Source organism: Pseudomonas sp. TE50-2, from assembly GCF_040813665.1.
Lineage (GTDB): Bacteria > Pseudomonadota > Gammaproteobacteria > Pseudomonadales > Pseudomonadaceae > Aquipseudomonas > Aquipseudomonas soli.
Window position 1 is genome coordinate 2,185,192 of record NZ_JBFNXN010000001.1, and the last position, 25,171, is coordinate 2,210,362.

Annotated in this window: 25 protein-coding genes; 10 read left to right on the forward strand and 15 right to left on the reverse strand. The window is 64.1% G+C overall.

The genetic code is table 11. The features are described from left to right. Nucleotides 1-97 precede the first annotated feature (97 nt). Nucleotides 98-553 (reverse strand): ribosomal protein S18-alanine N-acetyltransferase, encoded by a 456-nt coding sequence (gene rimI, locus AAHK21_RS10000; RefSeq protein WP_046857177.1) that lies wholly within the window; start codon nucleotides 551-553, stop codon nucleotides 98-100. Next, on the reverse strand, nucleotides 550-1,341 hold the full coding sequence (locus tag AAHK21_RS10005; RefSeq protein WP_367857157.1) for an energy transducer TonB: 792 nt from the start codon (nucleotides 1,339-1,341) through the stop codon (nucleotides 550-552). The genes rimI and AAHK21_RS10005 overlap by 4 nt, the downstream gene beginning before the upstream one ends. Before the next feature lie 223 nt (nucleotides 1,342-1,564). On the opposite strand from AAHK21_RS10005, the gene mksB reads away from it, so the two are divergent. From mksB to mksF, 3 genes are read left to right on the forward strand one after another with little or no spacing between them, the layout of a single operon-like run. Continuing rightward, nucleotides 1,565-2,851, forward strand: coding sequence for an Mks condensin complex protein MksB (mksB, locus tag AAHK21_RS10010; protein ID WP_046857179.1), 1,287 nt, complete (start codon nucleotides 1,565-1,567; stop codon nucleotides 2,849-2,851). Beyond that, nucleotides 2,841-3,548 (forward strand): Mks condensin complex protein MksE, encoded by a 708-nt coding sequence (gene mksE, locus AAHK21_RS10015; protein ID WP_046857180.1) that lies wholly within the window; start codon nucleotides 2,841-2,843, stop codon nucleotides 3,546-3,548. Before mksB ends, mksE begins: the two co-directional genes overlap by 11 nt. After that, entirely contained in the window at nucleotides 3,545-6,376 is a 2,832-nt protein-coding gene (gene mksF / locus AAHK21_RS10020; RefSeq protein ID WP_102683858.1) for an Mks condensin complex protein MksF, read from the forward strand. Before mksE ends, mksF begins: the two co-directional genes overlap by 4 nt. Before the next feature lie 312 nt (nucleotides 6,377-6,688). Here mksF and AAHK21_RS10025 read toward each other — a convergent pair whose 3' ends face one another. The 5 genes from AAHK21_RS10025 to rplU all read right to left on the reverse strand — a co-directional run bounded on the left by AAHK21_RS10025 (nucleotide 6,689) and on the right by rplU (nucleotide 10,386). Then, nucleotides 6,689-7,153, reverse strand: coding sequence for a CreA family protein (locus AAHK21_RS10025; protein WP_094010320.1), 465 nt, complete (start codon nucleotides 7,151-7,153; stop codon nucleotides 6,689-6,691). Nucleotides 7,154-7,158: 5 nt separating this feature from the next. Beyond that, nucleotides 7,159-8,277: a glutamate 5-kinase gene (gene proB / locus AAHK21_RS10030; protein ID WP_102683860.1), complete on the reverse strand. Its 1,119-nt coding sequence runs from the start codon at nucleotides 8,275-8,277 to the stop codon at nucleotides 7,159-7,161. 87 nt (nucleotides 8,278-8,364) lie between these two features. After that, nucleotides 8,365-9,588, reverse strand: coding sequence for an Obg family GTPase CgtA (gene cgtA / locus AAHK21_RS10035; RefSeq protein WP_217868324.1), 1,224 nt, complete (start codon nucleotides 9,586-9,588; stop codon nucleotides 8,365-8,367). Between the two features lie 188 nt (nucleotides 9,589-9,776). Continuing rightward, nucleotides 9,777-10,034 carry a 50S ribosomal protein L27 gene (gene rpmA / locus AAHK21_RS10040; protein ID WP_003247464.1) on the reverse strand — a complete coding sequence of 86 codons (258 nt, stop codon included), beginning with the start codon at nucleotides 10,032-10,034 and terminating at the stop codon, nucleotides 9,777-9,779. A gap of 37 nt (nucleotides 10,035-10,071) precedes the next feature. Then, nucleotides 10,072-10,386, reverse strand: coding sequence for a 50S ribosomal protein L21 (gene rplU / locus AAHK21_RS10045; protein ID WP_003247466.1), 315 nt, complete (start codon nucleotides 10,384-10,386; stop codon nucleotides 10,072-10,074). Between the two features lie 244 nt (nucleotides 10,387-10,630). Between rplU and AAHK21_RS10050 the strand changes: the two genes are divergently transcribed. The 3 genes from AAHK21_RS10050 (at nucleotide 10,631) to AAHK21_RS10060 (ending at nucleotide 12,491) form a co-directional block, all read left to right on the forward strand. Continuing rightward, on the forward strand, nucleotides 10,631-11,599 hold the full coding sequence (locus tag AAHK21_RS10050; RefSeq protein ID WP_102683861.1) for a polyprenyl synthetase family protein: 969 nt from the start codon (nucleotides 10,631-10,633) through the stop codon (nucleotides 11,597-11,599). Nucleotides 11,600-11,752: 153 nt separating this feature from the next. Beyond that, nucleotides 11,753-12,094, forward strand: coding sequence for a zinc ribbon domain-containing protein YjdM (locus AAHK21_RS10055; RefSeq protein WP_367857158.1), 342 nt, complete (start codon nucleotides 11,753-11,755; stop codon nucleotides 12,092-12,094). Nucleotides 12,095-12,245: 151 nt separating this feature from the next. Next, nucleotides 12,246-12,491, forward strand: a complete 246-nt coding sequence (locus AAHK21_RS10060; RefSeq protein WP_038707330.1) for a hypothetical protein — start codon at nucleotides 12,246-12,248, stop codon at nucleotides 12,489-12,491. Between the two features lie 127 nt (nucleotides 12,492-12,618). Here the strand turns inward: AAHK21_RS10060 and AAHK21_RS10065 are convergent, their stop codons facing one another. The 5 genes from AAHK21_RS10065 to AAHK21_RS10085 all read right to left on the reverse strand — a co-directional run bounded on the left by AAHK21_RS10065 (nucleotide 12,619) and on the right by AAHK21_RS10085 (nucleotide 17,364). Beyond that, nucleotides 12,619-13,236 (reverse strand): FKBP-type peptidyl-prolyl cis-trans isomerase, encoded by a 618-nt coding sequence (locus tag AAHK21_RS10065; protein ID WP_367857159.1) that lies wholly within the window; start codon nucleotides 13,234-13,236, stop codon nucleotides 12,619-12,621. An 85-nt stretch (nucleotides 13,237-13,321) separates the two neighbouring features. Beyond that, complete coding sequence (locus AAHK21_RS10070; protein WP_046857188.1) at nucleotides 13,322-13,627, reverse strand: DUF6482 family protein; 306 nt, start codon at nucleotides 13,625-13,627, stop codon at nucleotides 13,322-13,324. Nucleotides 13,628-13,755: 128 nt separating this feature from the next. After that, nucleotides 13,756-14,244 (reverse strand): TIGR00645 family protein, encoded by a 489-nt coding sequence (locus tag AAHK21_RS10075; RefSeq protein WP_023631146.1) that lies wholly within the window; start codon nucleotides 14,242-14,244, stop codon nucleotides 13,756-13,758. 179 nt (nucleotides 14,245-14,423) lie between these two features. Continuing rightward, a complete protein-coding gene (locus tag AAHK21_RS10080; RefSeq protein ID WP_023631147.1) occupies nucleotides 14,424-14,762 on the reverse strand; it encodes a hypothetical protein in 339 nt (112 codons plus the stop codon). 163 nt (nucleotides 14,763-14,925) lie between these two features. Further along, a complete protein-coding gene (locus AAHK21_RS10085; RefSeq protein WP_367857160.1) occupies nucleotides 14,926-17,364 on the reverse strand; it encodes a Lon protease family protein in 2,439 nt (812 codons plus the stop codon). A gap of 254 nt (nucleotides 17,365-17,618) precedes the next feature. On the opposite strand from AAHK21_RS10085, the gene AAHK21_RS10090 reads away from it, so the two are divergent. The 4 genes from AAHK21_RS10090 to AAHK21_RS10105 all read left to right on the forward strand — a co-directional run bounded on the left by AAHK21_RS10090 (nucleotide 17,619) and on the right by AAHK21_RS10105 (nucleotide 21,132). Further along, nucleotides 17,619-18,107, forward strand: a complete 489-nt coding sequence (locus AAHK21_RS10090; RefSeq protein ID WP_023630569.1) for a DUF3015 domain-containing protein — start codon at nucleotides 17,619-17,621, stop codon at nucleotides 18,105-18,107. 78 nt (nucleotides 18,108-18,185) lie between these two features. Next, nucleotides 18,186-20,039 carry a DUF4105 domain-containing protein gene (locus AAHK21_RS10095; RefSeq protein WP_367857161.1) on the forward strand — a complete coding sequence of 618 codons (1,854 nt, stop codon included), beginning with the start codon at nucleotides 18,186-18,188 and terminating at the stop codon, nucleotides 20,037-20,039. A gap of 115 nt (nucleotides 20,040-20,154) precedes the next feature. Then, a complete protein-coding gene (locus tag AAHK21_RS10100) occupies nucleotides 20,155-20,508 on the forward strand; it encodes a hypothetical protein (protein ID WP_134693619.1) in 354 nt (117 codons plus the stop codon). A 129-nt stretch (nucleotides 20,509-20,637) separates the two neighbouring features. Next, nucleotides 20,638-21,132, forward strand: a complete 495-nt coding sequence (locus tag AAHK21_RS10105) for a GreA/GreB family elongation factor (RefSeq protein ID WP_367857162.1) — start codon at nucleotides 20,638-20,640, stop codon at nucleotides 21,130-21,132. A 56-nt stretch (nucleotides 21,133-21,188) separates the two neighbouring features. Here AAHK21_RS10105 and gdhA read toward each other — a convergent pair whose 3' ends face one another. The 3 genes from gdhA to AAHK21_RS10120 form a co-directional block, all read right to left on the reverse strand. Continuing rightward, nucleotides 21,189-22,529, reverse strand: coding sequence for an NADP-specific glutamate dehydrogenase (gene gdhA / locus AAHK21_RS10110; protein WP_046857193.1), 1,341 nt, complete (start codon nucleotides 22,527-22,529; stop codon nucleotides 21,189-21,191). A 289-nt stretch (nucleotides 22,530-22,818) separates the two neighbouring features. After that, nucleotides 22,819-24,486, reverse strand: a complete 1,668-nt coding sequence (gene ettA, locus AAHK21_RS10115) for an energy-dependent translational throttle protein EttA (protein ID WP_038707327.1) — start codon at nucleotides 24,484-24,486, stop codon at nucleotides 22,819-22,821. A 203-nt stretch (nucleotides 24,487-24,689) separates the two neighbouring features. Continuing rightward, nucleotides 24,690-25,082 (reverse strand): hypothetical protein, encoded by a 393-nt coding sequence (locus AAHK21_RS10120; protein WP_367857163.1) that lies wholly within the window; start codon nucleotides 25,080-25,082, stop codon nucleotides 24,690-24,692. Nucleotides 25,083-25,171: the final 89 nt, after the last annotated feature.

Genomic DNA, 25,171 nt, shown 5'->3' on the forward strand with positions numbered 1-25,171 from the left:
CAAATTTTCTGCTGTCTACGTAGTCGGAGTCCATCCTAGAAGGGGGCGGCCGGATTTGCAAACCCGTCTGGCGGAACGCGAAGTCCCCAGGCCCCGATCAGTCTTCCAGTAACGTACAGGCCATCACCAGCGCATCTTCCCGCCCGCCCGCCATCGGGTAGTAGTCACGGCGCCGGCCGACTTCATTGAAGCCATAGCGCTCGTACAAGCGATACGCCGACTGGTTACTGGCACGCACTTCCAGGAAACACTCCCGGCCATTGAGCTGGTAGGCCCGGGCCATCAGGTGCTCGAGCAGGCGCAGGCCGAGGCCACAACCCTGGTTCTCCGGCTTTACGGTGATGTTGAGCAGGTGCGCCTCGTCGATGATCACGTTGATCACGCCATGGCCGACCTGCTGCTGGCCGTCGAACATCAGCCACACTTCGTAGGACTTCAGCGCATCCTGGAAGATGCCGCGGGTCCAGGGATGGCTGAAGGCGGCATATTCGATCTTCAGCAGGGTATCCAGATCCGCCTCGGTCGCCGGGCGGAAACTGATCGAGTCACTCATTCAACGCGTTTCCAGCGCGCCATCAGCTGGCGCATGGCTTTCCAGACGTCCGCCTTGCGCTGCGGCTCGTCCATCAACAGTTCAAGGCCGGGCAGGGCCCAGGCATCGCCGAGCAGGTCGACCTTGAGTTCTTGGTAATAAGCTTCGCCGTCGGCCTGGCCGGCGAAGCGAATCGCCGGCAGGCCGATCAGCCACAGGCAGGCGCACGGCGCCTCCTCCAGGCGCGCGGCGATAAAGCCCTGGACAAAGTCCCGGGCGGCATCCGGCCCCTGATCCATGTTGCCGCGCATCAGTAGCGGCCAACGCACCGGCTCGCCAATGATCTGCGGGGCGTCCGGCAGGCCGGCGGCGCGCAGCATGTCCTTGAGCAGCAGGTAGGACGGGTCGCGGCTCTGGAACGGCTGGCCGGTGGCCAGTTCCACCAGCAGCAGACAATCGCCGGCACGCAGCAACTGCAGGGCGAAGCGTGGCGGTGGCACAGGCGCCGGGCGCGGCGCGGGAGGCTCTGCCTCGGCCTCGACCGGCTTGGCGGCGACTTTCGGCGTGCTGCCCGGGCGCGGGATCTCGATCTTCGGCCGCTCGGCACGTGCCTGAGGAGCTGCCGGAGTGGCGCTCGGCGCAGGTGCGGGAGCGGCCGGACGCACCTCGAAGTCGACCTCATCGACCGGCGCCACCGGCAACAGCAGCTCTGGCCGCGACGGCGCGGCGAACGGCAGTTCGGCACGCGGCAGCCAGTGCACCACTTGCATGGCGGACAGGTAGGCGCGGCGGCGGGACTCGATCAGCAAGGCGCGGGTATCCGGGGATAGTCGAAACAGTCGGGCATTCTAACGCTGTTGACCTGGATGCGCCGCAACAGATTGTCGGTCATCGTGCTCCCACGCCCCTTGGTGGGCCGGTGAATCCCCCCTTGAGCATCAGGGTTATCCCCATAACAGACCAAGGGGTGAAATCCTCCCCCCCGGATGCAGTACAATCGCCGCTTTTATTTGGCAACGAGTCGACCCGCCAATGATCGAACCCAAGCGCGTCCTGCGCGCCCTAGCCGAACACTGGGCCTTGATCGAGCCGCTGTGCGAGCGCTTCGACCAGGGCACCCTGAGCCTGGTCGAGCTGCGCCAGCAACTGGCCCGCCAGCAGGTGGAAAGCACCCCGCAGGACATCACCCAGCTGCTCGACGTGTGGATCCGCCTGGACATCCTGGTCCCGGTGGCCAAGAGCCCGAACCGTTTCGAGCTCAACGCGCAGATCCACGACTTCCTCGCCTACCTGCGCCGCGAGCACCGGCTGGGCCTGTGCCTGGAGATCGAGGCCTACCTGCGCCACCTGGAGCGCCTGGCCGGGCATATCCAGGACGCCTTCGACAACCGCGACAGCGACGACCTGGCGCGCCAGCTGCGCCTGCTCGACATGCGCGTGCGCGATGTACTGAAGAAGCTCGACAACGACGAGCAGGCGCTGGTAGCCGTGGCCGAGCGGGCCAAGACCAGCAACCGCCAGATCCCCCTGCGCCAGCGCTACGCCGAAGTACTGGCGACCTGGGACGAGTACGTCGAGCCGATGATCCAGCTGGTCAACGCCGACGGCGCCTTCGAGCAGGGCGTGCGCAAGGTCGAGACCGTGCTGCTGCGCCTGCTGGGCGAGCAGGCGCGCCTGGGCCACCTGGTCGACGACGACATGCTGCTGCGCACCCACGCGCGCATCCTCGAAATGCAGACCAGCGCCCAGCTGACCTTGCGCCACGCCCGCGAGCTGCTGCTGCCGCTGCGTGAAGAAGCGCGCCGGCACAACGCCGTGACCCGCGGCGCCGCGCTGGCCCTGTCGGTGATCCGCAAGAAGGGCATCGACGCCGTGCCGCAGGCGGCCATGCCAATGTTCACCCGCCCACAGAGCACCTTCCTCGGCAGCGCCAGCCAGGTCGAGGCCTACGTCTACGCCTTGGCCCGCTTCGAGCCCAAGCCCGCGCGCTTCCCCAAGGCGCACAAGACGCAGAAGGGCCCGCTGCCCCGCGCCCCGCGCACGGTCAAGGAAATGCTCGAGCGCTGCGAAGACGCCCTGCCGCTGCCGGACCTGATGGTCTGGCTGCTGGAGCAGGAGCCTGAAGGCGCCACCGACGAACTGCTGTACTGGTTCTCGCGCCTGTCGCGCGAAAAGCGCTTCAGCCGCGAACGCCTCGATCGCCAGCAATACCTCACCCGCGAACACCTGGTCAGCCTGCGCTCCTTCGCCCTGACCTCCAGCCGCGACAAGCCGGCGACCACGACCGAATCCACCGCGAGCCCCACCCATGCATCTTGATCTTTCCGAACTGTCCCAGCTCGCGCCGATCTTCCGCGAGCTGTTCAAGGGCTTCCACGTCAGCCGCCGCGACCCGGAGCTGTACGCCCAGCTGTCGAACTTCCAGGACCAGTACCGCACCCTGTTCAAGGCCTTGGGCTTCGAGCTGGTGTGCGATACCCGCGGCTTCTACTACTTCGTCCCCGAGCAGGCCGCCGCGCAGGTCAACAAGACCGCCCAGCGCCTGTCGCTGTTCACCTTCATCCTGGTCGAGCACCTCGCCGACCAGGGGCGCGACCCGATGGCCGTGCTCGACGGTGGCAGCATCGGCCGTGACGAACTGCCGTCACTGCTGGACAAGTACCGCGACCTGTTCCTGCAGGCCGAAGTGCAGACCGTCGACGAGCTCGAGGAAAAGATCATGCGCCGCATGAGCCAGCTCGGCTTTGCCCATGAGGAAGGCGGCATCTACCGCTTCCTGCCGCCGATGCACCGCTTCCTCGACGTCTGCCTGTCGGTCCAGCAGGACCGCGACCTGGCCGCCACCCTGCACAGCGACCTGCCGCTGCCGGTACCCGTGCTGGTGGTGGAGGAAACGCCCGAAGAACTCAACCGCACCGACGACCCGCTCGACCTCACCCCGTTCGACGGCGAGGAAAGCGAAGAGGATGCCCTGGCCCGGGCGATCCGCGAAGAGCAACAGGAGATTGACGCATGAGCCAGGAACGCTACGGCATCCGCCGCTTCGCACTGCTCAACACCGCCGGCTACAGCCTCGGCCTGTTCCCCCTGGAACACCCGCTGTCGGTCTATGGCGCCAACAACCTGGGTAAATCGGCGTCGATCAACGCCCTGCAGTTCCCGATCCTGGCGCGCATGTCCGACATGAGCTTCGGCAAGTACAGCCTGGAGCAGTCGCGGCGCTTCTACTTCGCCAGCGACACCAGCTACATCCTCACCGAACTGAACCTGCCCCACGGCCCGCACGTGATCGGCGTGGTCGGCCGCGGGCCGGGTGGCGGCTTCGGCCACCAGTTCTTCGCCTACCAGGGCGAGCTGGACCTGGCCCACTACCAGAAAGACGACACCTGCCTGCGCCAGAAAGAGCTGTTCACCAACCTCGAGCGCCATGGCCTCAAGGCCTACGAGCTCAAGCCGGACGAACTGCGCCGGCTGCTGGTCGGCGGCCACACCTCGGTGCCGCTGGACCTGACCCTGATCCCGCTGCGCTCGACCAGCGAGCAGAGCCTGAAGACCTTCCGCGCGCTGTTCATCAACCTGCTGCACATGCGCGAAATCACCGCCGCCAAGCTCAAGCAGCTGTTCCTCGACGCCTTCGAGCACAGCCTGCGCTCAGGCAGCGTCGACTACATCGCCGCCTGCGAAGAGGCCTTCCGCGACGTGCGCCGCATGGAGGGCGACTACAACGCCCTGGTGGCTGCCGGCCCGTTGGTCGAGGCCCTGGCCGGCGGCGTGGCCCAGCGCGACATCCTGCGCGGCAAGCTGCACCGCATCTCGCCACTGCTCGATAACCTGCTGGGCACCTGGCAGGAATACGCCATGGCGCGCAAGGAAGAGCTGGTAATCCAATCCGAGCACTACCGTGGCGAGCAGGACCGCCTGCAGAACGACCAGCGCGGCGGCACCCAGGAGCTGATGCGTCTGGAGCGCGAGATCACCGGTATCCAGCGCTGGCTGGGTGAGCTGTCGGTGCTCAAGCACCGCTTCGCCCTGGTCACCGACGTCAAGGTGCTGGAGCAGCAGCTGCTGGCCGCCAAGGATGCCCACGATGAACTGGCCGGCGCCCTGGCCCAGTCGCGGCAGTTCTCCGCCGAAGACCTCGACGAGCGCGTGCGCGACCTGGAAAAACGCGTCAAGGCAGTCAAGCAGCAGCTCGACCACGCCGACAACAACAGCTATGCCCGCCTGCGCGAGGAGTTCTCGCAGCAGGACGTGGACCGCCTGATGCGCCTGTTCAACGGCGCGCTGTTCAGCCTGCCGATGGGTGACCGCGGCATCGAGCTGGACGACAGCGACGTCTGGGTGAAAACCCTGGAAGGCGTGCTCGACCGCTTCAAGGGCGAGCGCTTCGAAGTGCCTGGCCTGTCCATCGACATCTCGCACATCGACCCGCCCGCGCTGCAGGCCCTGGCCGACCGCGCCGCCCTGCGCGACCAGAAGGAACGCCTGGAGAAGGAGCTCAAGCAGCTCAAGACCCAGCAGGCCGTGGCCCTCGACCGCGCCGCGAGCAAGGCGCAGACCGAGGCGCTGTACCAGCAGGTGCTGGATGCGCAGAAGGCCCTGGAAGACTTCCGCCGCACCGAGACCCTGGCCGCCGAAGAGCCGGAAAAAATGGAGCAACTGGGCCAGCTGGAAGCCGCCCAGGACGAGCTCAAGCGCTCCAGTGACGCCTTCACCGAGCGCGTCCAGCAGCTGTCGGCCAAGCTGCAACTGGTGGGCCGGCAGATCGCCGACCTGGAAGCCAAGCAGCGCACCCTGGAAGACGCCCTGCGCCGTCGCCAGCTGCTGCCGGCCGACCTGCCGTTCGGCACGCCGTTCATGGAAGCCATCGACGATTCCATGGACAACCTGCTGCCGCTGCTCAACGACTACCAGGACAGCTGGCAGGCCCTGCAGCGCGTGGACAACCAGATCGAGGCGCTGTACGCCCAGGTGCGCCTGAAGGGCGTGGCCAAGTTCGACAGCGAAGACGACATGGAGCGCCGCCTGCAGCTGCTGATCAACGCCTACTCGCACCGCACCGAGGAAGCGCTGACCCTGGCCAAGGCCCGCCGCGCCGCGGTCACCGACATTGCCCGGACCCTGCGCAATATCCGTAGCGACTATGACAGCCTCGAGCACCAGCTGGCGCTGTTCAACCGCGAGATCAACAAGCGCCAGGTATCGAACCTGGAGAGCTTCCGCGTGGTGCTGGCACCGAACAAGGAAGCGCTCAAGCACATCGACCAGATCATCCACAGCGCCGGCCAGTACGAGGAAGGCGAAACCCTGTCGGTATTCGACCTGACCCAGAGCGCCGAGCAGGACCACAAGAACGAAGAGGCCAAGGAGTACCTGGCGCGGCTGGTGGCGGCCAACCACAACCAGCTGGGCCTGAAGGACCTGTTCGAACTGGCCTTCGAGATCACCAAGATCAACAGCCAGCCGGTGATCCACGCCGACATCGATGGCGCCGCGTCCAACGGCACCACCATGACCATCAAGGCGCTGACCAACATGTATTTGTTGCTGCACCTGATGGACCGCGACCTGGCCGGGCGCATTCGCCTGCCGTACTACCTCGACGAGGCGGCGGACATCGACGAACGCAACCAGGCGGCGTTGCTGGAAACCAGCCAGCAGCTGGGCTTCGTGCCAATCCTGGCGAGCGTGAAGCCGCAGGTGTCGGCGCGGGTGGCGATCGACCTGGAAGGTGGCAGCGGGCCGAACGGTATCTACATCGACGAGGCGGACTGGAAGTACATCAGCCGTCGCGACGAGGTGAAGGCGATCGTGCGTGAGGATGAGGCCGAAGAGTTGGCCTGAGGAAATAGGGGCCGCTTCGCGGCCCTTTCGCTGCGGTTCGTCGCCACGACAAGCCAGCTCCCACAGGGGGCTCGCTGAATCTGTGGGAGCTGGCTTGCCAGCGAAAGGAGGCCGAAGACCTAATGCCTGTCAGTTAGCGTCACTGGGGCTGCTACGCAGCCCATCGCCGGCAAGCCGGCTCCCACAGGGACCGCGCAATTAGTGAGGCCTGCGCTGTATTTGTGGGAGCCGGCTTGCCGGCGATGGGCCGCAAAGCGGCCCCTATAGCTTAACTGACTGGCATTAGCCGAAGGCCTCCCAATATTCAGGCGGCTATTGCTGTGCCCAAGGCACAATCGGAATCGCCGTCACCGCATTCTGCGGGCTGCCTTCGATCACACGGTCGCTGTACACCAGGTACACCAACGTGTTGCGCTTCTTGTCGAGAAAACGCACCACCTGCATGGTCTTGAACACCAGCGAGGTGCGTTCCTTGAACACCTCCTCGCCATCCTTGAGTTCACCCTTGAACTGGATCGGCCCAACCTGACGGCAGGCAATCGACGCCTCGGCACGGTCCTCGGCCAGACCCAACCCACCTTTCAGGCCGCCGGTTTTGGCCCGCGACAGATAGCAGGTCACGCCATCGACCTTCGGGTCGTCGAACGCCTCGACGACGATGCGGTCATTCGGCCCGACGAACTTGAACACGGTGGATACCTGGCCGATTTCCTCGGCCCCGGCCAGCATCGGCAGCGCCAGCGCGGCGGCGGCAATCAATCCTTTAAGCACTTGCATCTCCTTCAGACCAACACCAGGTTGTCGCGGTGCACCAGCTCGGGCTCGGCGCTATAGCCCAGCAGGCTCTCGATGGCATCGGACGGCTGGCCGATGATCTTCTGCGCCTCCAGGGCGCTGTAGTTGGCCAGGCCACGGGCCACTTCCAGGCCATCGGGGCCGACGCAGACCACCATCTCGCCACGGCGGAAGCTACCTTGCACGGTCTTCACGCCGACCGGCAGCAGGCTCTTGCTCGATTCGCGCAGGGCCTTCACGGCGCCAGCGTCGAGCACCAGGGTGCCACGGGTCTGCAGATGGCCGGCCAGCCACTGCTTGCGCGCGGCGAGCATGCCGCGCTCGGGCGACAGCAGGGTGCCCAGGCGCTCACCGGCCTTGAGGCGGTCGAGCACGCGCTCGATACGGCCACCGATGATGATGGTGTGCGCACCGGAACGGGCGGCCAGCCGCGCGGCGCGCAGCTTGGTCTGCATGCCGCCACGGCCCAAGGCGCCGCCGGTGCCGCCGGCCACGGCATCCAGCGCCGGGTCATCGGCGCGGGCTTCGTAGATCAGCTGGGCCTCGGGGTTGTTGCGCGGGTCGGCGTCGAACATGCCGTCGCGGTCGGTGAGGATCACCAGCAGGTCGGCTTCCACCAGGTTGGCCACCAGCGCTGCCAGGGTGTCGTTGTCACCAAAGCGGATCTCGTCGGTGACCACGGTGTCGTTCTCGTTGATCACCGGCACCACGCCCAGGTCTACCAGGGTGCGCAGGGTGCTGCGGGCGTTGAGGTAACGCTTGCGGTCGGAGAGATCGTCGTGGGTCAGGAGGATCTGCGCGGTGTGCTTGCCGTGCTCGCCGAAGCTCGACTCCCAGGCCTGCACCAGGCGCATCTGGCCAAGCGAGGCGGCGGCCTGCAGCTCGTTCATCGCGCTCGGTCGCGTGGTCCAGCCCAGCTGGCTCATGCCCGCCGCCACGGCCCCGGAGGAGACCAGCACCAGTTCCACGCCCGCTTCACGCAGGGCCACCATCTGCTCGACCCAGACCGCCATGGCGCCCCGGTCGAGGCCCTTGCCGTCGGCGGTCAGCAGCGCGCTGCCGATCTTCACGACCCAGCGCTTGGCGCCAGTCACCTTGCTTCGCATCTTCTCTTCCAACCTATGTCGAATCTGTAGATACCTTGGATACAAAAACGCCGCTCCAGAGAGCGGCGTTTAGTGTACTGCAACCGATCAGTCGCGCACGTAAATGATTTCCGGGCCGTCTTCGTCGTCCTCGAAATCATCCCAATCGTCATCGTCGCCGATGTCGTGCACGCTCTTGACGCCGGTGCGACGCAGGGTGCGGGCGTCGTCCAGGGCCTGCAGCTGGGCACGGGCTTCGTCTTCGATGCGCTGGTCGAGCTCGGCCAGTTCCTCGGCGTAGGCCGGGTCGTTGGCCAGGCGGTCGGCGCGGTCTTCCAGATAACGCATCAGGTCATGGCTGAGCTTCTCGGTGCCCTGCTTGGCGATGGCCGAGATCACATAGACCGGGCCATCCCAGTTCAGGCGCTCGACCACTTCCTTGACGCGCTCATCCTTCTCGTCGTCCATGATCATGTCGGCCTTGTTCAGCACCAGCCAGCGCTCACGGTCGACCAGCGCCGGGCTGAACTGCGCCAGCTCGTTGATGATCACCTCGGCGGCGTCGGCCGGGCTGCTGCCATCCAGCGGCGCCAGGTCGACCAGGTGCAGCAGCACGCGGGTACGGGCCAGGTGCTTGAGGAAGCGGATGCCCAGGCCGGCACCTTCGGAGGCGCCTTCGATCAGGCCGGGGATGTCGGCGATGACGAAGCTCTTCCAACGGTCGACGCTGACCACGCCCAGGTTCGGCACCAGGGTGGTGAACGGGTAGTCGGCGACCTTCGGCTTGGCTGCCGAAACCGAGCGGATGAAGGTGCTCTTGCCGGCGTTCGGCAGGCCCAGCAGACCGACGTCGGCCAGGACTTTCATTTCCATCTTCAGGTCGCGCTGGTCGCCCGGCTTGCCTGGGGTGGTCTGGCGCGGCGCACGGTTGGTGCTCGACTTGAAACGGGTGTTGCCCAGGCCGTGCCAGCCGCCTTGGGCGACCATCAGCTTCTGGCCCGGAGTGACCAGGTCACCGATCACTTCCTGGGTGGAGGCGTCGATCACGGTGGTGCCGACCGGCACGCGCAGGAACAGGTCCTCGCCTTTCTTGCCGGTGCAATCGGTGCTGCCGCCGTTCTGGCCGCGCTGGGCCTCGTGGTGGCGGGTATAGCGATAGTCGACGAGGGTGTTGAGGTTCTCGTCGGCCACCATGTACACCGAGCCGCCGTCACCGCCGTCGCCGCCGTTGGGGCCACCGTTCTCGATGAATTTCTCGCGGCGGAAGCTCATGCAACCGTTGCCGCCGTCACCGGCCTTAACCCGGATCGATACTTCGTCTACAAACTTCATTCAAAACCGCCTCTCGTCGGACGACGAGTCGAAAACCAGAAAACCATGAGGCTCTTGCAAAGATGAGCGCGGCGGCCCCGTACGAACCAGAAACCAACGCCGGCAGCCCATTCAAACAGCTTTGCAAGAGGCTCACCACAAACGAAAAAGCCCCGTCGCATGACGGGGCTTCTGGAGCGACGTCGCGATTAAGCGGCGACGATGCTCACGTAACGGCGCATGAACTCGCCTTTCTTCTCGAACTTGATCACGCCTTCGATCTTGGCGAACAGGGTGTGATCCTTGCCCATGCCAACGCCGTAGCCAGCGTGGAATTCGGTGCCGCGCTGACGGACGATGATGTTGCCAGGCTTGATGACCTGACCGCCATACATCTTCACGCCAAGGCGTTTCGATTCTGAGTCGCGACCGTTACGAGTACTACCACCAGCCTTCTTGTGAGCCATGGTTCAATTCTCCAATAAATTCAGGGGATCGGGGCGATTAAGCCTGGATACCGGTGATTTTGATTTCGGTGAACCACTGGCGGTGGCCCATGCGCTTCATGTGGTGCTTACGACGACGGAACTTGATGATGCGAACCTTGTCGTGGCGGCCTTGCGAAACGACTTCGGCCACTACTTTAGCACCAGCAACAACTGGAGCACCGATGGTGACTTCTTCACCGTTGGCGACCAGCAGAACGCGATCGAAGGTCACGGATTCGCCAGTGGCGACTTCCAGTTTTTCGATCTTGAGGAATTCACCTTCAGCGACTTTGTACTGCTTGCCGCCGGTAACGATTACTGCGTAAGACATGGTATTTCTCCGATAATCCTGCTCACCCAGCGCTTTATATGATGAGTATTGGCTGGCATGGCTGCACAGGGCTGGAACGGCCCGGTGCAATTGCGTAAGGCAGGTGCTGCCCAGGAAGTTAGGGTGCGCGATTGTACGCAACCCCATAAATGCTTGCAAGTACCGGCCCGGGGCCACGGCCACCGCGCCTTGACACACCGGTACCTGCGACCTAGCATGCCGCGCAACCTCAATGGAGCAGCCGATGCAACCCCAAACCTTCTACCGCGCGGTAGCTGATGACTTCAGCGCCGTCGACGAGATCATCAAGAAGCAGCTGACCTCGCGCGTGCCGCTGGTATCGAAGATCGGCGACTATATCACGTCCGCTGGCGGCAAACGCCTGCGCCCCCTGCTGGTGCTGCTGTGTGGCAAGGCCCTGGGCCGCGAGGGCGACGACCTGCGCCTGCTGGCGGCGACCATCGAGTTCCTGCACACCGCCACCCTGCTGCACGACGACGTGGTCGACATGTCCGGCATGCGCCGTGGCCGCTCCACCGCCAACGCCCTGTGGGGCAACGCGCCGAGCGTGCTGGTGGGCGACTTCCTCTATTCGCGCTCGTTCGAGATGATGGTCGAGCTGGGCTCGATGCCGGTCATGCAGATCCTCTCCAAGGCCACCCGGGTGATCGCCGAAGGTGAAGTGCTGCAGCTGTCGCGCGTGCGTGATGCCAGCACCACCGAGGAAATCTACATGGACGTCATCCGCGGCAAGACCGCGATGCTGTTCGAAGCCTCGACCCACAGCGCCGCGGCCCTGGCCGGCGCCACGGACGCGCAGCGCGAAGCCCTGCGTACCTTCGGCGACCACCTGGGCGTGGCCTTCCAGCTGGTCGACGACCTGCTCGACTACAAGGGCGACTCCGAGACCCTGGGCAAGAACGTCGGCGACGACCTGGCCGAAGGCAAGCCGACCCTGCCGCTGATCTACACCATGCGCGAAGGCACCGCGGAGCAGGCCGCGCTGGTGCGCCAGGCGATCCAGAAGGGTGGCCTGGAGGACCTGGAGCAGATCCGCATCGCCGTCGAGGCATCCGGCGCCCTGGACTACACCGCGCAGATGGCCCGCGACTACGTCGCCCGCGCCATCGCCTGCCTGGAAGTGCTGCCGGCCAGCGAGTACCGGGACGCACTGGTAGAGCTGAGCGAGTTTGCCGTAGCGCGTACGCACTGATCCATCGCATCACCCCTATCGCGGGGCAAGCCCGCTCCCACGCCAGCACATCATGGCGTGGGAGCGGGCTTGCCCCGCGATGCATTTGTGCAGGAAATCACTAAACCCTATACAATGTGCGCCTTTAATCGCCTGTACTTGAAAGGAAACGCCGTGAGCACTCTGCCACCCTGCCCCCAATGCAACTCCGAATACACCTATGAGGATGGCACCCAACTGATCTGCCCCGAATGCGCCCACGAGTGGTCGGCCAACGGCGAAGCCGAAGCCGCCAGCGACGACGTGGTGAAAAAGGATTCGGTCGGCAACGTCCTGCAGGACGGCGACACCGTCACCGTGATCAAGGATCTCAAGGTCAAGGGTTCGTCCCTGGTGGTCAAGGTCGGCACCAAGGTCAAGAACATCCGTCTGTGCGAAGGCGACCACGACATCGACTGCAAGATCGACGGCATCGGCGCGATGAAACTCAAGTCCGAGTTCGTGCGCAAGGTCTGATCGCCTGCCCCTCGGGGCTGCCCAACGGGCGGCCCTGACAGATCCTGCAACAGGATCGCCGGGACCACTCGGAAGAAATCTTCCAATAGTCTCTTGCTATTTTGATAATAAGAATTATTCTCATTGGAACCGCTATCCAAGGAGAGTAGCCATGACCTATCTGATCGACGCCTGGCTCGACCGCCCCCACCCTTACCTGCGCATCCTGCATCGCGAGACTGGCGAAGTCTGCGCCGTGCTCGAGGAAGACGCGCTCGATGAACTGCGCGACCAGGGCGACCTGGACCTCATGGGGCTGAATTCGAGTGAACCGGGAGTGCTCAAGGAGCTGGTGAGGAACCTGTTCCTGTTCTGCTATGCGCGGGCATTGCGCCCGGGGGGAACGGATTGGAACTGAATTTAGCAGGCCTGCCCTCATCGCCGGCAAGCCGGCTCCCACACTGATCGCAACGACCTCAGGTCTTGTGCTGTTCCTGTGGGAGCGGGCTTGCCCGCGAATGGGCCGCAAAGCGGCCCCGACGGTATTACAGAACGTCGAGCAGCTCGACGTCGAACACCAGGGTGCTGTGCGGCGGGATGCTGCCGACGCCCTGGGCGCCGTATGCCAGCTCGCTCGGCACGTACAGGCGCCATTTGCTGCCGGCGTTCATCAGTTGCAGGGCCTCGGTCCAGCCGGCGATCACGCCGCCAACCGGGAATTCGGCAGGCTGGCCACGATCGTAGGAGCTGTCGAACACGGTGCCGTCGATCAGGGTGCCGTGGTAGTGAGTACGCACGTTGTCTTCGCGGGACGGCTTGGCGCCTTCGCCTGCGGTCAGCACTTCGTACTGCAGGCCCGAGGCCAGGGTGACGATGCCTTCACGCTTGGCGTTATCAGCCAGGAATTCCTTGCCGGCGGCAGCAGCGGCTTCGGCCTTGGCAGCAGCTTCGGCCTGCATCACTTCACGGATGACCTTGAAGGCCGCCGACAGGTCTTCTTCGCTGACGCGGCTGTCGGTGCCGTTGAAGGCGTCGGTCAGGCCGGCGACGATGGCGTTCAGGTTGACGCCCGGTGGCGGGTTGTCGCGCAGCTGGCCACCCAGCTGACGGCCGATGCCGTAGCTGACGCGGGATTCGTCGGTGGACAGATTGAGTTCGGACATTGGCGTGCTCCGCTTGAGGGCGCACTGCATCCGCGCCCTGATGAAAAGGGCGAGCAGCCTAGCACACTGGCGCCGCGCGAAGCAGCTACCAGGCCGAACGCTGGGAGATCGGTACTTTGAGGTCTTCTTCCGGGTGCGTGCCCATGCCGCACATCTCGTCCTGCACGGACCAGTGCACCAGGTTCAGCGACAGCAGGGGGATCGATTGCAGAAGCAGGCGCGCATCCTCGACCGAATGCACACGCAGGCGTTGACCACGCGGGTCGTCAAGTGGGTGGGCGCGGCCCTTGACCCGGGCCTCGAGCAGGTAATCACCGCCTTCGATGGCGATCAGGTTGAGTTCGTCGACATGGCCAGCCCTGGCCTCGGTATTGAGCTGATGCAGGTTCATGGGCGTACCTCGCTGCGGGAACCACGCATGAGTGCTCATTTTTTGTACAGACCTGCTGAAAGTACAAGCCACCATCCGTCAGGAGCTGAAAAGCATCGCGGGGCAAGCCCGCGATGAGAGCAGACGGATCAGTGCTTGGTGATGCGATCCAGGTAACCCATGACGAATGCCGAAATGACGAAGGTCATGTGGATGATCACGTACCACATCAGGTAGTCGGTGGAGATGTTCTGCGCATCCATGAACACCCGCAGCAGGTGGATCGAGGAAATGGCGACGATCGACGCGGCGACTTTCATCTTCAGCGACGAGGAATCCATCTTGCCCAGCCAGTTGAGCTTTTCCTTGCTCTCGTCGATGTCCAGTTGCGAGACGAAGTTCTCGTAACCGGAGATCATCACCATCACCAGCAGGCCGCCAACCAGCGACATGTCGATCAGCGACAGGATCACCAGGATCAGGTCGGCTTCGGCGAGGGTGAAGACGTTGGGCAGGACATGGATGATTTCCTGGAAGAACTTCAGGGCCAGTGCCAGCAGGCCCAGCGAGAGGCCGAAGTAGATCGGGGCGAGCAGCCAGCGCGAGGCATACATCGCGTTTTCGAGGATACGTTCCATGGACAATAGGGGACTCTGAAGTGACTGGAAAAGCGAGCGCGAGTATATCCAGCCACCTGTGACAGCAAAAGCCTGCGGTCAGTTGCCGCAGGCCCGATACATCCTCGATACCCTATCGCCGGCAAGCCGGCTCCCACAGGTCAGGTGTGTGGCAGCTTGCTGGCGATGCGATCATTGGGTCAGGTTTCGGGATGGAACTGATAATCCCCAAGGTTCCGGCAACGTTCACCATTGATCCGACGCAACTGCGCCTGCAGGTGCAGGCACCAGATCTGCGGATCTTCAGCGACCTGATAGCCATGGAGGGTGAGGCTGTCGACGATGGCGTTCATCACCGATTCGGCCACCATCGGCCCGTGGAACGGGCCCTGGGCCTTGATCGCCGAGGGTTGTTCACCGGCCATGCCGGCGGCGAACAGCAAGGTCCACATGCCATTGTCGCCGGCCAGCGGACGGATGCTGCATTCTATGCGGGTCACCAGGCCCAGGCACTGGCGGGTGAGGCTGAGGTTGCGCATGGCGGCGTCCCCTCTGTAAAGCCCTGTTCAGCCTGAAACCATCAGGCTGTTTCCATCCTGAACCCTGATAACGTCCTTAAGTTCCACTGTAGCCGACCTAAGGGAAAAGTTGGAAAACTGGCGCTGAACGGTAGCACTTCGCCGCTAGCGCCAATTTATTGACTTACGCAGGCTTGGCCTGGGCGATGACCTCCTCCAGGCGCTCTTTCTCGGCTTCCTTGATTTCTTCCTCGCTGATCATCTCGGCGATCACCCGCAGGCGCTCGACCACCCGGGCGTTGACACTGCCCTCGGCGAATTCGCCCTTGTCATCCATCTCGCCGGCCTCCTCGCCAACCAGCAGGCTCAAGGCTTCGTCGGCCTGGCTGACGGCATAGACATGGAAGCGACCGGCCTCGACCGCCTGCACCACCCGCTCGTCGAGCATCAGCGTGGCGACGTTGGCACGCGGGATGATCACCCCTTGTTCACCAGTCAGGCCACGGGCTTCGCAAAGACGGAAGAAGCCTTCGATCTTCTCGTTGACCCCACCGACCGCCTGTACCTCGCCAAACTGGTTGATCGAGCCGGTAATGGCGAAACACTGCTTGAGCGGGGTACGCGACAACGCCGAGATCAGCGTGCACGCCTCCCCCAGCGAGGCGCTGTCGCCATCGACGTAGCCATAGGACTGCTCCAGCGCGATACTCGCCGAGATCGCCAGGGGGAACTCCTGGGCATAGCGGCTGCCCAGGTAGCCGGTGAGGATCATCACCCCCTTGGAGTGGATCGGCTGCCCCAGGTTGACCTCGCGCTCGATGTCGACGATGCCGCTGCCGCCCGGGTAGACGGTGGCGGAAATCCGCGCCGGCATGCCGAACGCCGAATCGCCTACTTCAAGGACGGTCAGGCCGTTGCACTTGCCGATCGCCGCGCCTTCGGTGTCGATCAGAATGATCCCGGCGAGCATGTCGTCGAGCACCCGCTGCGACACCCGCCCGGTGCGCTGGGCCTTGGCCTTGAGCGCCCGCTCGATGTGGCCGGCGTCGGTCATGCTCTCGCTGGCCAGCTGGCGGATGAAGTCGGCCTCGCTGACCAGCTGGAACAGGTCGCCGATACGCGCCGACAAGCGCGACTGGTTCTCGGCCAGGCGCGCGCTGTAGGTGGCCAGGCGCGCCACCGCGTCGCTGGTCAGCGGCGCCATGCCTTCCTCGTTGGTGCGGGTGCGCAGCAACTGGGCGAACTGCTCCAGGTTCTCGTCGACCATGGGCATGTCTTCATCGAAGTCCACCAGCACCCGGAACATCTCCTGGAAGTCCGAGTCATGGTCCTGCAGCGCGTAGTACAGCTGGCGCGAGCCGATGATCACCAGCTTGACGCTGAGCGGGATCACCTGCGGCGTCAGGCTCACGGTGGCGACACGGCCCAGTTCGCCCAGCGGCGACTCCATCTTCAGCTTGCGCGACTGCAAGGCACGCTTCAGGGCGTCCCAGACGAAGGGCTCGCCGAGCATCTTCTCGGCTTCAAGAATCAGGAAGCCGCCATTGGCTCGGTGCAACGCACCGGCGCGAAGCTGGCGGTAGGAGGTGTACAACGCGCCCTGGTCAGTGCTGTATTCGATGCGACCGAACAGGTTGTCGTAGGTCGGGTGTGGTTCGAACACCACCGGCGCCCCGCCTTTGCCAGGGTGGCCGACCACCAGGTTGGGGGCGTACTGCTCCTCGAGCATCTTGCGCGCCACCGCGTCGGTCTTGCTGTCATCGACCAGTTGCTCGACCACGGTGCGCAGCAGGTTCAATTGCAGCGACTGCAGGTAGGCGCACACCGCGGCGTTTTCCGCGTACTTTTCCGACAGCGGCGCCAGCAGCGGCTGCAGGGCGAGGGTGATGGTTTCCTCGTTGAGCTTGCGCAACTGGTTGTTCGATTCACGTTTCCATTGCGGCAGGCTGGAGAGTTCCTCGTTCAGGCGCTCTTCGAGCTCGGCGATGTCTTCATGGAAACGCTCGCGCAATTCCTCAGGCAGTTGGGCGAATTCGGCTTCGTCCAGCGCCTTGCCATCGGCCATGGGGGTAAAGGCGACATTGCTGCTGTCGCGGTACAGCGCCACATCCTTCTCCAGCGAGGCACGCTCGATCACGTCCAATGCGCGGTCATAGCGTTGGTTGAAGGCGCGGTCGATGGCGCTCTTCTTCTGCTGGTAGGAAGGGTGCTCGAACACCGCAGGGAACGTGGCCAACAGGTTGTCGATCAGGCCGTTCATGTCGCTGAGGAACGCTTGCGCGCTGCCGGCCGGCAACTCCAGCGCGCGCGGCTCGCGGGAGTCCTCGAAGTTGTTGACGTACAGCCAGTCGGCCGGGGTGTGCTGGCGCTTGCCCTCGGCCTTGAGGTAACGCTTGACGAAGGAGAACCGGCCCGTGCCGGGCTCGCCCATCACATACACGTTGTAACCAGGGCGCGGCATCGCCACGCCGAACTGCAGGGCCTCGACGGCACGCTCCTGGCCCAGCACACCACGAAACGGCTCCAGATCGTCGGTATTGGAAAAAGCAAACTGTTCAGCGGAGAAACGCCGGGTCAGGGCTTCTGGCGCGAGACGCAGGCGCGAGGCGACAGGATCGGGCATTGGGTTTCCTTACTTCGGCGGGGCGGATGAAAGGCATTCTGGCGCTGCCAGCGCGCAGCGGCAAGGCTCCGTGGGACTTTATGTCACAGCCCAAGCCAAGCAATCACGCAAGCAATTTTTCGCAATAAACAACGCAACCTTTGGATCGTGCCTAAACTCCAAGCTGCGCAGGGGGATGGAAATCCTCCCGCCCTGGCAACCGCGTTGCCAGAAACCTGACCATTGGTACGTCACTTGAGAAAGAGAACAACGCTATGAAACGGATTCTTCTGGGTACTCTGTTCGCCGCTGTCTCGATCAACGCCATGGCCGAAGCGCCAGGCGGCCCGAACTGCGGCTGGGGCAACCTGCTGTTCGAGGGCCAGCGCGGCACGCCGGCCCACTTCCTGGCCTCCACCACCAACGGCACCTCCGGCAACGCAACCTTCGGCATGACCTCGGGCACCAACGGCTGCTCGACCAAGGCCGCACTCACCTATGGCGGCAAATCCTGGTTCGCCATGAACGGCATGATGAACGAGCTCTCCGAAGACATGGCCCAGGGCCAGGGCGAAGCCCTGACCACCTATGCCGTGGTCCTTGGTGTGGCGCCTGAAGACCGCGCGCATTTCGCCGCTGTCACCCACGAGCACTTCCAGCAGATCTTCAGCAGCGCCGACGTGACTGCCGAGACTGTCCATTCCAACACCCTGGCGGTGCTCAAGAGCGACCCGCAACTGGCCAAGTACGCCACCGAGGCTTGAGTACCACGCCTCCCGCCCCGGCAGCGGGGCGGGTTTGGCGCTTCACCTTCCGGCATCATCAGGATGTAGTTGCCCGACATGCTCAAACGCCTCGTTCCCCTGGCGCTGATCGTCAGCGCACCGCTTCATGCCGCCCCACAACCAGACCCGGCCCGCGTCCAGCAGTTGGCGGCCACGCCCTACTGGATCGCCCTCGGACACTACGAGACTGCCAAGCTTGGCGGTTGGCGCAGCTATGTGGACGACCCGCGCTTCTTTCTCGCCGAGGATGGCGCGCATCACCCGGACCAGGAGCTGCAGGCCACGGTCGCCGCGCTGTATGCCCCGGCCAGCCTGGGCGACAAGCACGCCCAATGCGTGTTTCCGGCACGGACCCGTTGGCTGCGCGAACAGCTGGCCCTCACCGATCTGCCGAGCCCGGCCTGCCAGGAGTTCGATACCTGGTACAAGTCGATCGACCCGCACAGCGCGGCGCTGATCTTCCCGGCGGCCTATCTCAACAGCCCGTCGTCGATGTTCGGCCATACGCTGCTGCGCATCGACCAGTCCAATACCCGGCGCGACGACACCACGCTGCTGAGCTACGCGATCAATTTCGGCGCCTACATCGAGGGCAGCGACAACAGCATCCTCTATGCCTGGAAAGGCCTGATGGGCGGCTATCCCGGGCTGTTCGCGATGATGCCCTACCAGGAAAAGCTGTCCGAGTACCGCAGCCTGGAAAACCGCGACCTGTGGGAGTACCAGCTGGACCTGACCCCGGAAGAGACCGGGCGCATGGTCGAGCACGTGTGGGAACTCAAGCAGATCAAGTTCGACTATTTCTTCTTCGACGAGAACTGCTCCTATCGCCTGCTGGAGCTGTTGCAGGTGGCACGCCCCAGCCTGGACCTGACCTCGCAGTTCCCGCTGACCGCCATCCCTACCGACACCGTGAAGGCGGTGAAACAGTCCGGGCTGGTGGCGGACGTGCGCTACCGCCCATCCCGCGAGCGTGAACTGCTGGCCCGTGCCGAGCCGCTGGACCACGAGGAAAAACAGCAGGTGCTGGCCATCAGCGCCGACACCGCGCAGTTGCAAAGCCCCTCCTTCACCGCCCTGCCCCGCGACCGCCAGGCGCTGGTACAGGACGCCGCCTACCGGTTGGAGCGCTACCGCGCCAATGGCCAGGAACGCGACCCGGCCCAGGCCGGCCGCAGCTATGAACTGCTCAGGGCGATCAACCGCAACCCGCCGCCGCCGCTACAGATCGAGCGGCCCGGCCTGCCGGAGGACGGCCACCAGTCGCGCACCTGGCAACTGGGGGTGGGTACCCGCGAGGACCGCGCCTACGCCGAGTATGGCCTGCGCATGGCCTACCACGACCTCAACGACAACATGGACAGTTTCCCCCTCGGCGCGCAGATCGAGATCCTGCAGCTCAAGCTGCGTCAGTACGAGGGTAACGATTGGCAGGTACAACGCCTGGACCTGGCCACCATCCGCTCGCTGACACCGCGCAACGAACTACTCAAGCCTTGGTCGTGGCAGGTCGCGGGTGGCCTGGAACGCGTGCCGGGCAAACATGACGACGAGGTGCTGGTCAGCCATGTCAACGGCGGCGCCGGCGGCACCTGGCAACTGGGTGACGACTTGCTGGGCTTTGCCCTGGGCACGGTGCGGGTCGAGCATCACAACGATTTCGCCGAATTCATCTCGCCCGCCGCCGGGTTCAATGGCGGGCTGTTGTGGCGCAACCCGCTGGGCAACCTGACGCTTGAGGCCAAGGGTGATTATTTCACCAACGGCGAAGTGCGGCGCAGCGTGAGCCTGAACCAGCAGTGGGAGATCAGCCGCGACCTGGGCTTGCGATTGAGTGCTTCACGCCAGTTCAGCCACCTGGCCACGGCACAGAACGAGGTGATGCTGGAGTTGAAGTGGTATCAATACTGAGCATCTGGGCCGCTTTGCGGACCCAGTCCCGGTGCAATCCTTCGACAGCGTTTTGACATCGTGCCAACAATTCCCGACCTAGACTTTGCGGTATCAATCCGAGGGTCCTGTGGTCATGTCGCGGTACTGGTTAGCCTTGTTTTTCTTGCTGCTGGCGGGTTGCGAAACCACCCATGAACAGATGGTCAACCAAGGCTACCCGCCCGCCTACGCCGACGGCTTCCAGGATGGCTGCAGCAGCGGTCGCCAGGCCGCCGGGCTGATGGCCGGCGACTTTCGCAAGGATGTCCCGCGCTACCTGCATAACCGCCAGTACGAAAGCGGCTGGGACGATGGCTTTCGCCAGTGCCACGCCATGCAGTCCAACGAAGACCTGCGCGAGTATCGCGAACGCTATTGGGACGAGCGTGACCGCGACTGGCAGCAGGAGAAAGACCAAGGTGCGGCCCGTGCCTATCGGCGCAATTGACGTCGCAAACGGACATGCCAGCTTCAAGCCGCAAGCAGTAAGCTCTAAGCAAAAGCACAAGCGATGCCTGATCGACACCTGCTCTCAGGCAACTACTGATCAGCTTGAAGCTTGCAACTTGGAGCTGAAATGAGCCGAGCATTCGTCAATGAAGACCAGGCCGCCGCCCAGGCCAGCCAGCCGGTCGAGCGCCTGGTCAGCGACCAGCCAAACTATGTCACCGCCAGCGGCCTGGCGCAGTTGCAGCAGCGAGTGGCCGCGCTCAATGCATTGCGCGCCGAGCTGCAGGCCGAGGGCGATGCCGACAAGCAGCGTCTGGCCGATACCGAGCGTGACCTGCGCTACTTCACCGCCCGGGTACAGAGCGCGCAGGTGGTACCTGCTGCAACGTCCACGGAGAAAGTGCAGATCGGCAGCCTGGTGCGGTTCGTCGATGAGCATGACCAGGAGCATCAGGTGCAACTGGTGGGCGAGGATCAGGCCGATGCCGCCCAGGGGTTGGTCAACTGGGGCTCGCCGCTGGGGCGGGCGCTTCTGGGGGCCGGGCCTGGCGATGAAGTGTTGTGGCGAAGGCCGGCGGGGGACCAGATGATCGAGGTGCTGGCCATTCTGGGTGAGTGCTGAAATCATCGCGGCCGCTTCGCGCCCCTTTCGGCGCGAAGCGGTCGCAAGTTATCGAATCAGACCACGCCCTGGGCCAGCATCGCGTCAGCCACCTTCACAAAGCCGGCGATATTGGCGCCCTTGACGTAGTTGATGCTGCCATCGGCCTCCTCGCCGTAGTGCACGCAAGCATGGTGGATCGACTGCATGATGTGGTGCAGCTTGCTGTCCACCTCCCCGGCCGTCCACAGCAGGCGCATGGCGTTCTGCGACATCTCCAGGCCCGACACGGCCACGCCACCGGCATTGGATGCCTTGCCAGGCGCGTAGAGGATGCCGGCCTCGATGAAGATATCCACAGCCTCCAGGGTGGTCGGCATGTTGGCCCCTTCGGCAACGCAGATACAGCCATTGCGCAACAGGGTACGGGCGTCTTCGGCGCCCAGTTCGTTCTGCGTCGCGCACGGCAGCGCGATATCGCATGCCAGGCTCCACGGCGTCTGGCCTTTGCGGAACTCCAGGCCGAACTGCTCGGCCAGCTCGCTGATGCGGCCACGCTTGACGTTCTTCAGCTCCATCACCGCGTCCCACTGGGCATCGGTAAGGCCGGCTTCGGCATACAAGGTGCCTTCGGAGTCGGACAGCGAGATGACCTTGCCGCCCAGGTCCATGACCTTGCGCGCAGCGTACTGGGCAACGTTGCCGGAACCGGAGATCGCCACACGGCGACCGTCGATGCGCTGGTCGCGGCGCTTGAGCATCTCTTCGGCGAAGTACACGCAGCCGTAGCCGGTGGCCTCCGGGCGGATCAGGCTGCCGCCATAGGTCATGCCCTTGCCGGTCAGCACCGAAGTGAACTGGTTGGCCAGGCGCTTGTACTGGCCGAACAGGAAGCCGATTTCGCGGGCACCGACGCCAATATCACCCGCCGGCACATCCAGGTCGGCGCCAATGTGGCGGTACAGCTCGCTCATGAACGCCTGGCAGAAGCGCATCACTTCGGCGTCGCTCTTGCCCTTCGGGTCGAAGTCCGAGCCGCCTTTGCCGCCGCCCATGGGCAGCGAGGTCAGCGAGTTCTTGAACACCTGCTCGAAGGCCAGGAACTTGAGCACGCCCAGGTTGACCGACGGGTGGAAGCGCAGGCCGCCCTTGTACGGGCCGATGGCGCTGCTCATCTGGATGCGGTAGCCGCGGTTGACCTGGACCTTGCCCTGGTCGTCGACCCACGACACACGGAACAGCACGGCGCGCTCGGGTTCGACCATGCGTTCGAGAATGCCTGCCTGCAGGTAGTGAGGGTTGGCTTCGAGGAAAGGCCACAGGCTGCGCAGCACCTCCTCCACGGCCTGGTGGAATTCGGGCTGGGCCGGGTCGCGTTGTTGCAGTCGGGCCAGGAAATCGTCGACAGATTCGATCATGGTAGACATCTCACCAAGAGAGGGATTGTTTTTGGTTTTTTCGGGAATGTACCAAGAACCAATCGCACTGGAACAGGGCGCAATGTCGTTTTTATGAAATTAATTGGTGCGTTTTCTATAACTGTATACAAGTTTTCTGGGCGTACTTGTGAGAGAAAACCCGCTCCTCGATCTCCTGTAACGTCGCAATCGCGAGGCAAGCCCGCTCCCACGCAGCCCTCCTCATCCCTGAAAGCCAGGCACAAAATGGGGCCCCTGAGGGCCCCATCGTTGTGCAGCGAAAACCGGCTTACTGGGCCAGTTTCTTGTGACGCACACGGTGCGGCTGGGCAGCGGCGTCGCCCAGGCGCTTCTTGCGATCGGCTTCGTACTCGGTGTAGTTGCCTTCGAAGAACACTACGCTGGAATCGTCTTCGTACGCCAGGATGTGAGTAGCCACACGGTCCAGGAACCAACGGTCGTGGGAAATCACGATGGCGGCGCCCGGGAAGTCCAACAGGGCTTCCTCCAGCGAACGCAGGGTTTCGACGTCGAGGTCGTTGGACGGTTCGTCGAGCAGCAGGACGTTGCCGCCCTCCTTCAGGGTCAGGGCCAGGTGCAGGCGGCCACGCTCACCACCGGAGAGGTCCTTGACGAACTTCTGCTGGTCGCCGCCCTTGAAGTTGAAGCGGCCGACGTAGGTGCGCGACGGGATCTCGTAGCTGCCGATGCGGATCTGGTCGGAGCCGTCGGAGATCTGCTGGAACACGGTCTTGCTGCCGTCCAGGTCTTCGCGGCTCTGGTCGACGCAGGCCAGCTGCACGGTTTCACCGATCTCGATGCTGCCCGAGTCCGGCTGCTCCTTGCCCATCAGCATGCGGAACAGGGTCGATTTACCGGCACCGTTACCACCGATCACGCCGACGATGGCGCCCTTGGGCATGGCGAACGACAGGTTGTCGATCAGCACGCGATCGCCATAGCCTTTGGTGACGTTCTTGAACTCGATGACTTTGTCGCCCAGGCGCGGACCTGCCGGGATGTAGATCTCGTTGGTCTCGCTGCGCTTCTGGAACTCCTGCGACTGCATCTCTTCGAAGCGCTGCAGACGGGCCTTGGACTTGGACTGACGGGCCTTGGCGCCTTTGCGCACCCACTCCAGTTCCTCTTTCATGGCCTTCTCGTGGGCGCTCTGCTGCTTGGATTCCTGCGCCAGACGGTCCGACTTGGCTTCCAGCCAGCCCGAGTAGTTGCCTTCGTACGGAATGCCGGCGCCGCGGTCCAGCTCGAGGATCCAGCCGGCGACGTTGTCGAGGAAGTAACGGTCGTGGGTGATTGCCACCACGGTACCGGGGAAGTCGTGCAGGAAGCGCTCCAGCCAGGCTACCGAGTCGGCGTCCAGGTGGTTGGTCGGTTCGTCGAGCAGCAGCATGTCGGGGGCCGACAGCAGCAGGCGGCACAGGGCCACGCGGCGCTTCTCGCCACCGGACAGGTGCTCGATCTTCGCCTCCCAGGCCGGCAGGCGCAGGGCATCGGCGGCGACATCCAGCTGGCGCTCGAGGTTGTGACCGTCGGCGGCCTGCAGGATGGCCTCGAGCTTGGCCTGTTCGGCGGCCAGCTTGTCGAAGTCGGCATCCGGGTCGGCGTAGGCGGCGTAGACCTCGTCCAGGCGAGCCTGGGCGTCCTTGATCACGCTGACCGCCTCCTCGACCACTTCGCGCACGGTCTTGCTCGGGTCCAGCTGCGGCTCCTGGGGCAGGTAGCCGACGTTGATGTCGGGCATCGGACGGGCTTCGCCGTCGAATTCCTTGTCGACGCCCGCCATGATCCGCAGCAGGGTCGATTTACCAGCGCCGTTCAGGCCCAGCACGCCGATCTTGGCACCCGGGAAGAACGACAGGGAAATGTTCTTGAGAATTTCCCGCTTCGGCGGCACGACCTTGCTCAGCCGATGCATGGTGTAGACGTATTGAGCCAAAACCAAGCCCTCTATCAGATAGGTAAAGACACGCGCCCCGGCATTGGCCAGGGGATGTGATTACGGGGTCATTGAACAAAGTGGGCCATTCTACGCCAAGTCGCGGCGTTGCACAGATGGGGTAGATGGCGGGGCCGCTCGGCGGCCTTCGCGGGGCAAGCCCGCGCCCACGCCGGCATGGGTGGGGCGGGCTTGGCGCGGGCTCAGACGTGCGACTGCCTGGCCTTGCCACGCGGCAGGCGGCAACGGTCCGATTGCTCGGCCAGGCGCGCGGCCCAGGCGGACTTGACGCTGAAGCCGCCACTGCGGACAGGTTTGCCAGCCGGCTTGCTCACGGCCTTGGCAGGCGCGGCAGTGGGCTTGGCGGTGGGTTGTGCGGCAACCTGGGCAAGCGGCTCGGCAGCAGCCTTGGCCGACTTGCGCAGCTCGGCCAGCGACGGCGTCTTGTTGGCACTGGCGGCAGCCGCGTCCGGCTTGGCCAGCGAGCGCTGGCAGGTCTTGCAGGATACGTCCTCGGCCACGGCAGTGCTGACCAGCGTCTGACTGCTACGCCCGCAGGCGGAATCGAGGCCATTGGTGGAATAGTGGGTAACCAAAACCGTACATCTCCGATGCGTTGACTATGAAGCGGGCGGCATTCTCGCACAGGTTGCAGGGACTTGCCGAACCGGCATGACCAACTGCG

Excerpts from the sequence above, each read along its gene's own strand:
- AAHK21_RS10105 (WP_367857162.1), top strand. The coding sequence starts at position 20,638 with ATGAGCCGAGCATTCGTCAATGAAGACCAGGCCGCCGCCCAGGCCAGC.
- mksB (WP_046857179.1), top strand. The coding sequence starts at position 1,565 with ATGATCGAACCCAAGCGCGTCCTGCGCGCCCTAGCCGAACACTGGGCC.
- AAHK21_RS10100 (WP_134693619.1), top strand. The coding sequence starts at position 20,155 with ATGTCGCGGTACTGGTTAGCCTTGTTTTTCTTGCTGCTGGCGGGTTGC.
- AAHK21_RS10090 (WP_023630569.1), top strand. The coding sequence starts at position 17,619 with ATGAAACGGATTCTTCTGGGTACTCTGTTCGCCGCTGTCTCGATCAAC.
- gdhA (WP_046857193.1), bottom strand. The coding sequence starts at position 22,529 with ATGATCGAATCTGTCGACGATTTCCTGGCCCGACTGCAACAACGCGAC.
- AAHK21_RS10050 (WP_102683861.1), top strand. The coding sequence starts at position 10,631 with ATGCAACCCCAAACCTTCTACCGCGCGGTAGCTGATGACTTCAGCGCC.
- mksF (WP_102683858.1), top strand. The coding sequence starts at position 3,545 with ATGAGCCAGGAACGCTACGGCATCCGCCGCTTCGCACTGCTCAACACC.
- proB (WP_102683860.1), bottom strand. The coding sequence starts at position 8,277 with ATGCGAAGCAAGGTGACTGGCGCCAAGCGCTGGGTCGTGAAGATCGGC.
- cgtA (WP_217868324.1), bottom strand. The coding sequence starts at position 9,588 with ATGAAGTTTGTAGACGAAGTATCGATCCGGGTTAAGGCCGGTGACGGC.
- rpmA (WP_003247464.1), bottom strand. The coding sequence starts at position 10,034 with ATGGCTCACAAGAAGGCTGGTGGTAGTACTCGTAACGGTCGCGACTCA.
- AAHK21_RS10060 (WP_038707330.1), top strand. The coding sequence starts at position 12,246 with ATGACCTATCTGATCGACGCCTGGCTCGACCGCCCCCACCCTTACCTG.
- AAHK21_RS10095 (WP_367857161.1), top strand. The coding sequence starts at position 18,186 with ATGCTCAAACGCCTCGTTCCCCTGGCGCTGATCGTCAGCGCACCGCTT.
- rimI (WP_046857177.1), bottom strand. The coding sequence starts at position 553 with ATGAGTGACTCGATCAGTTTCCGCCCGGCGACCGAGGCGGATCTGGAT.
- AAHK21_RS10075 (WP_023631146.1), bottom strand. The coding sequence starts at position 14,244 with ATGGAACGTATCCTCGAAAACGCGATGTATGCCTCGCGCTGGCTGCTC.
- AAHK21_RS10065 (WP_367857159.1), bottom strand. The coding sequence starts at position 13,236 with ATGTCCGAACTCAATCTGTCCACCGACGAATCCCGCGTCAGCTACGGC.
- AAHK21_RS10025 (WP_094010320.1), bottom strand. The coding sequence starts at position 7,153 with ATGCAAGTGCTTAAAGGATTGATTGCCGCCGCCGCGCTGGCGCTGCCG.
- AAHK21_RS10080 (WP_023631147.1), bottom strand. The coding sequence starts at position 14,762 with ATGCGCAACCTCAGCCTCACCCGCCAGTGCCTGGGCCTGGTGACCCGC.
- mksE (WP_046857180.1), top strand. The coding sequence starts at position 2,841 with ATGCATCTTGATCTTTCCGAACTGTCCCAGCTCGCGCCGATCTTCCGC.
- AAHK21_RS10070 (WP_046857188.1), bottom strand. The coding sequence starts at position 13,627 with ATGAACCTGCATCAGCTCAATACCGAGGCCAGGGCTGGCCATGTCGAC.
- AAHK21_RS10085 (WP_367857160.1), bottom strand. The coding sequence starts at position 17,364 with ATGCCCGATCCTGTCGCCTCGCGCCTGCGTCTCGCGCCAGAAGCCCTG.
- rplU (WP_003247466.1), bottom strand. The coding sequence starts at position 10,386 with ATGTCTTACGCAGTAATCGTTACCGGCGGCAAGCAGTACAAAGTCGCT.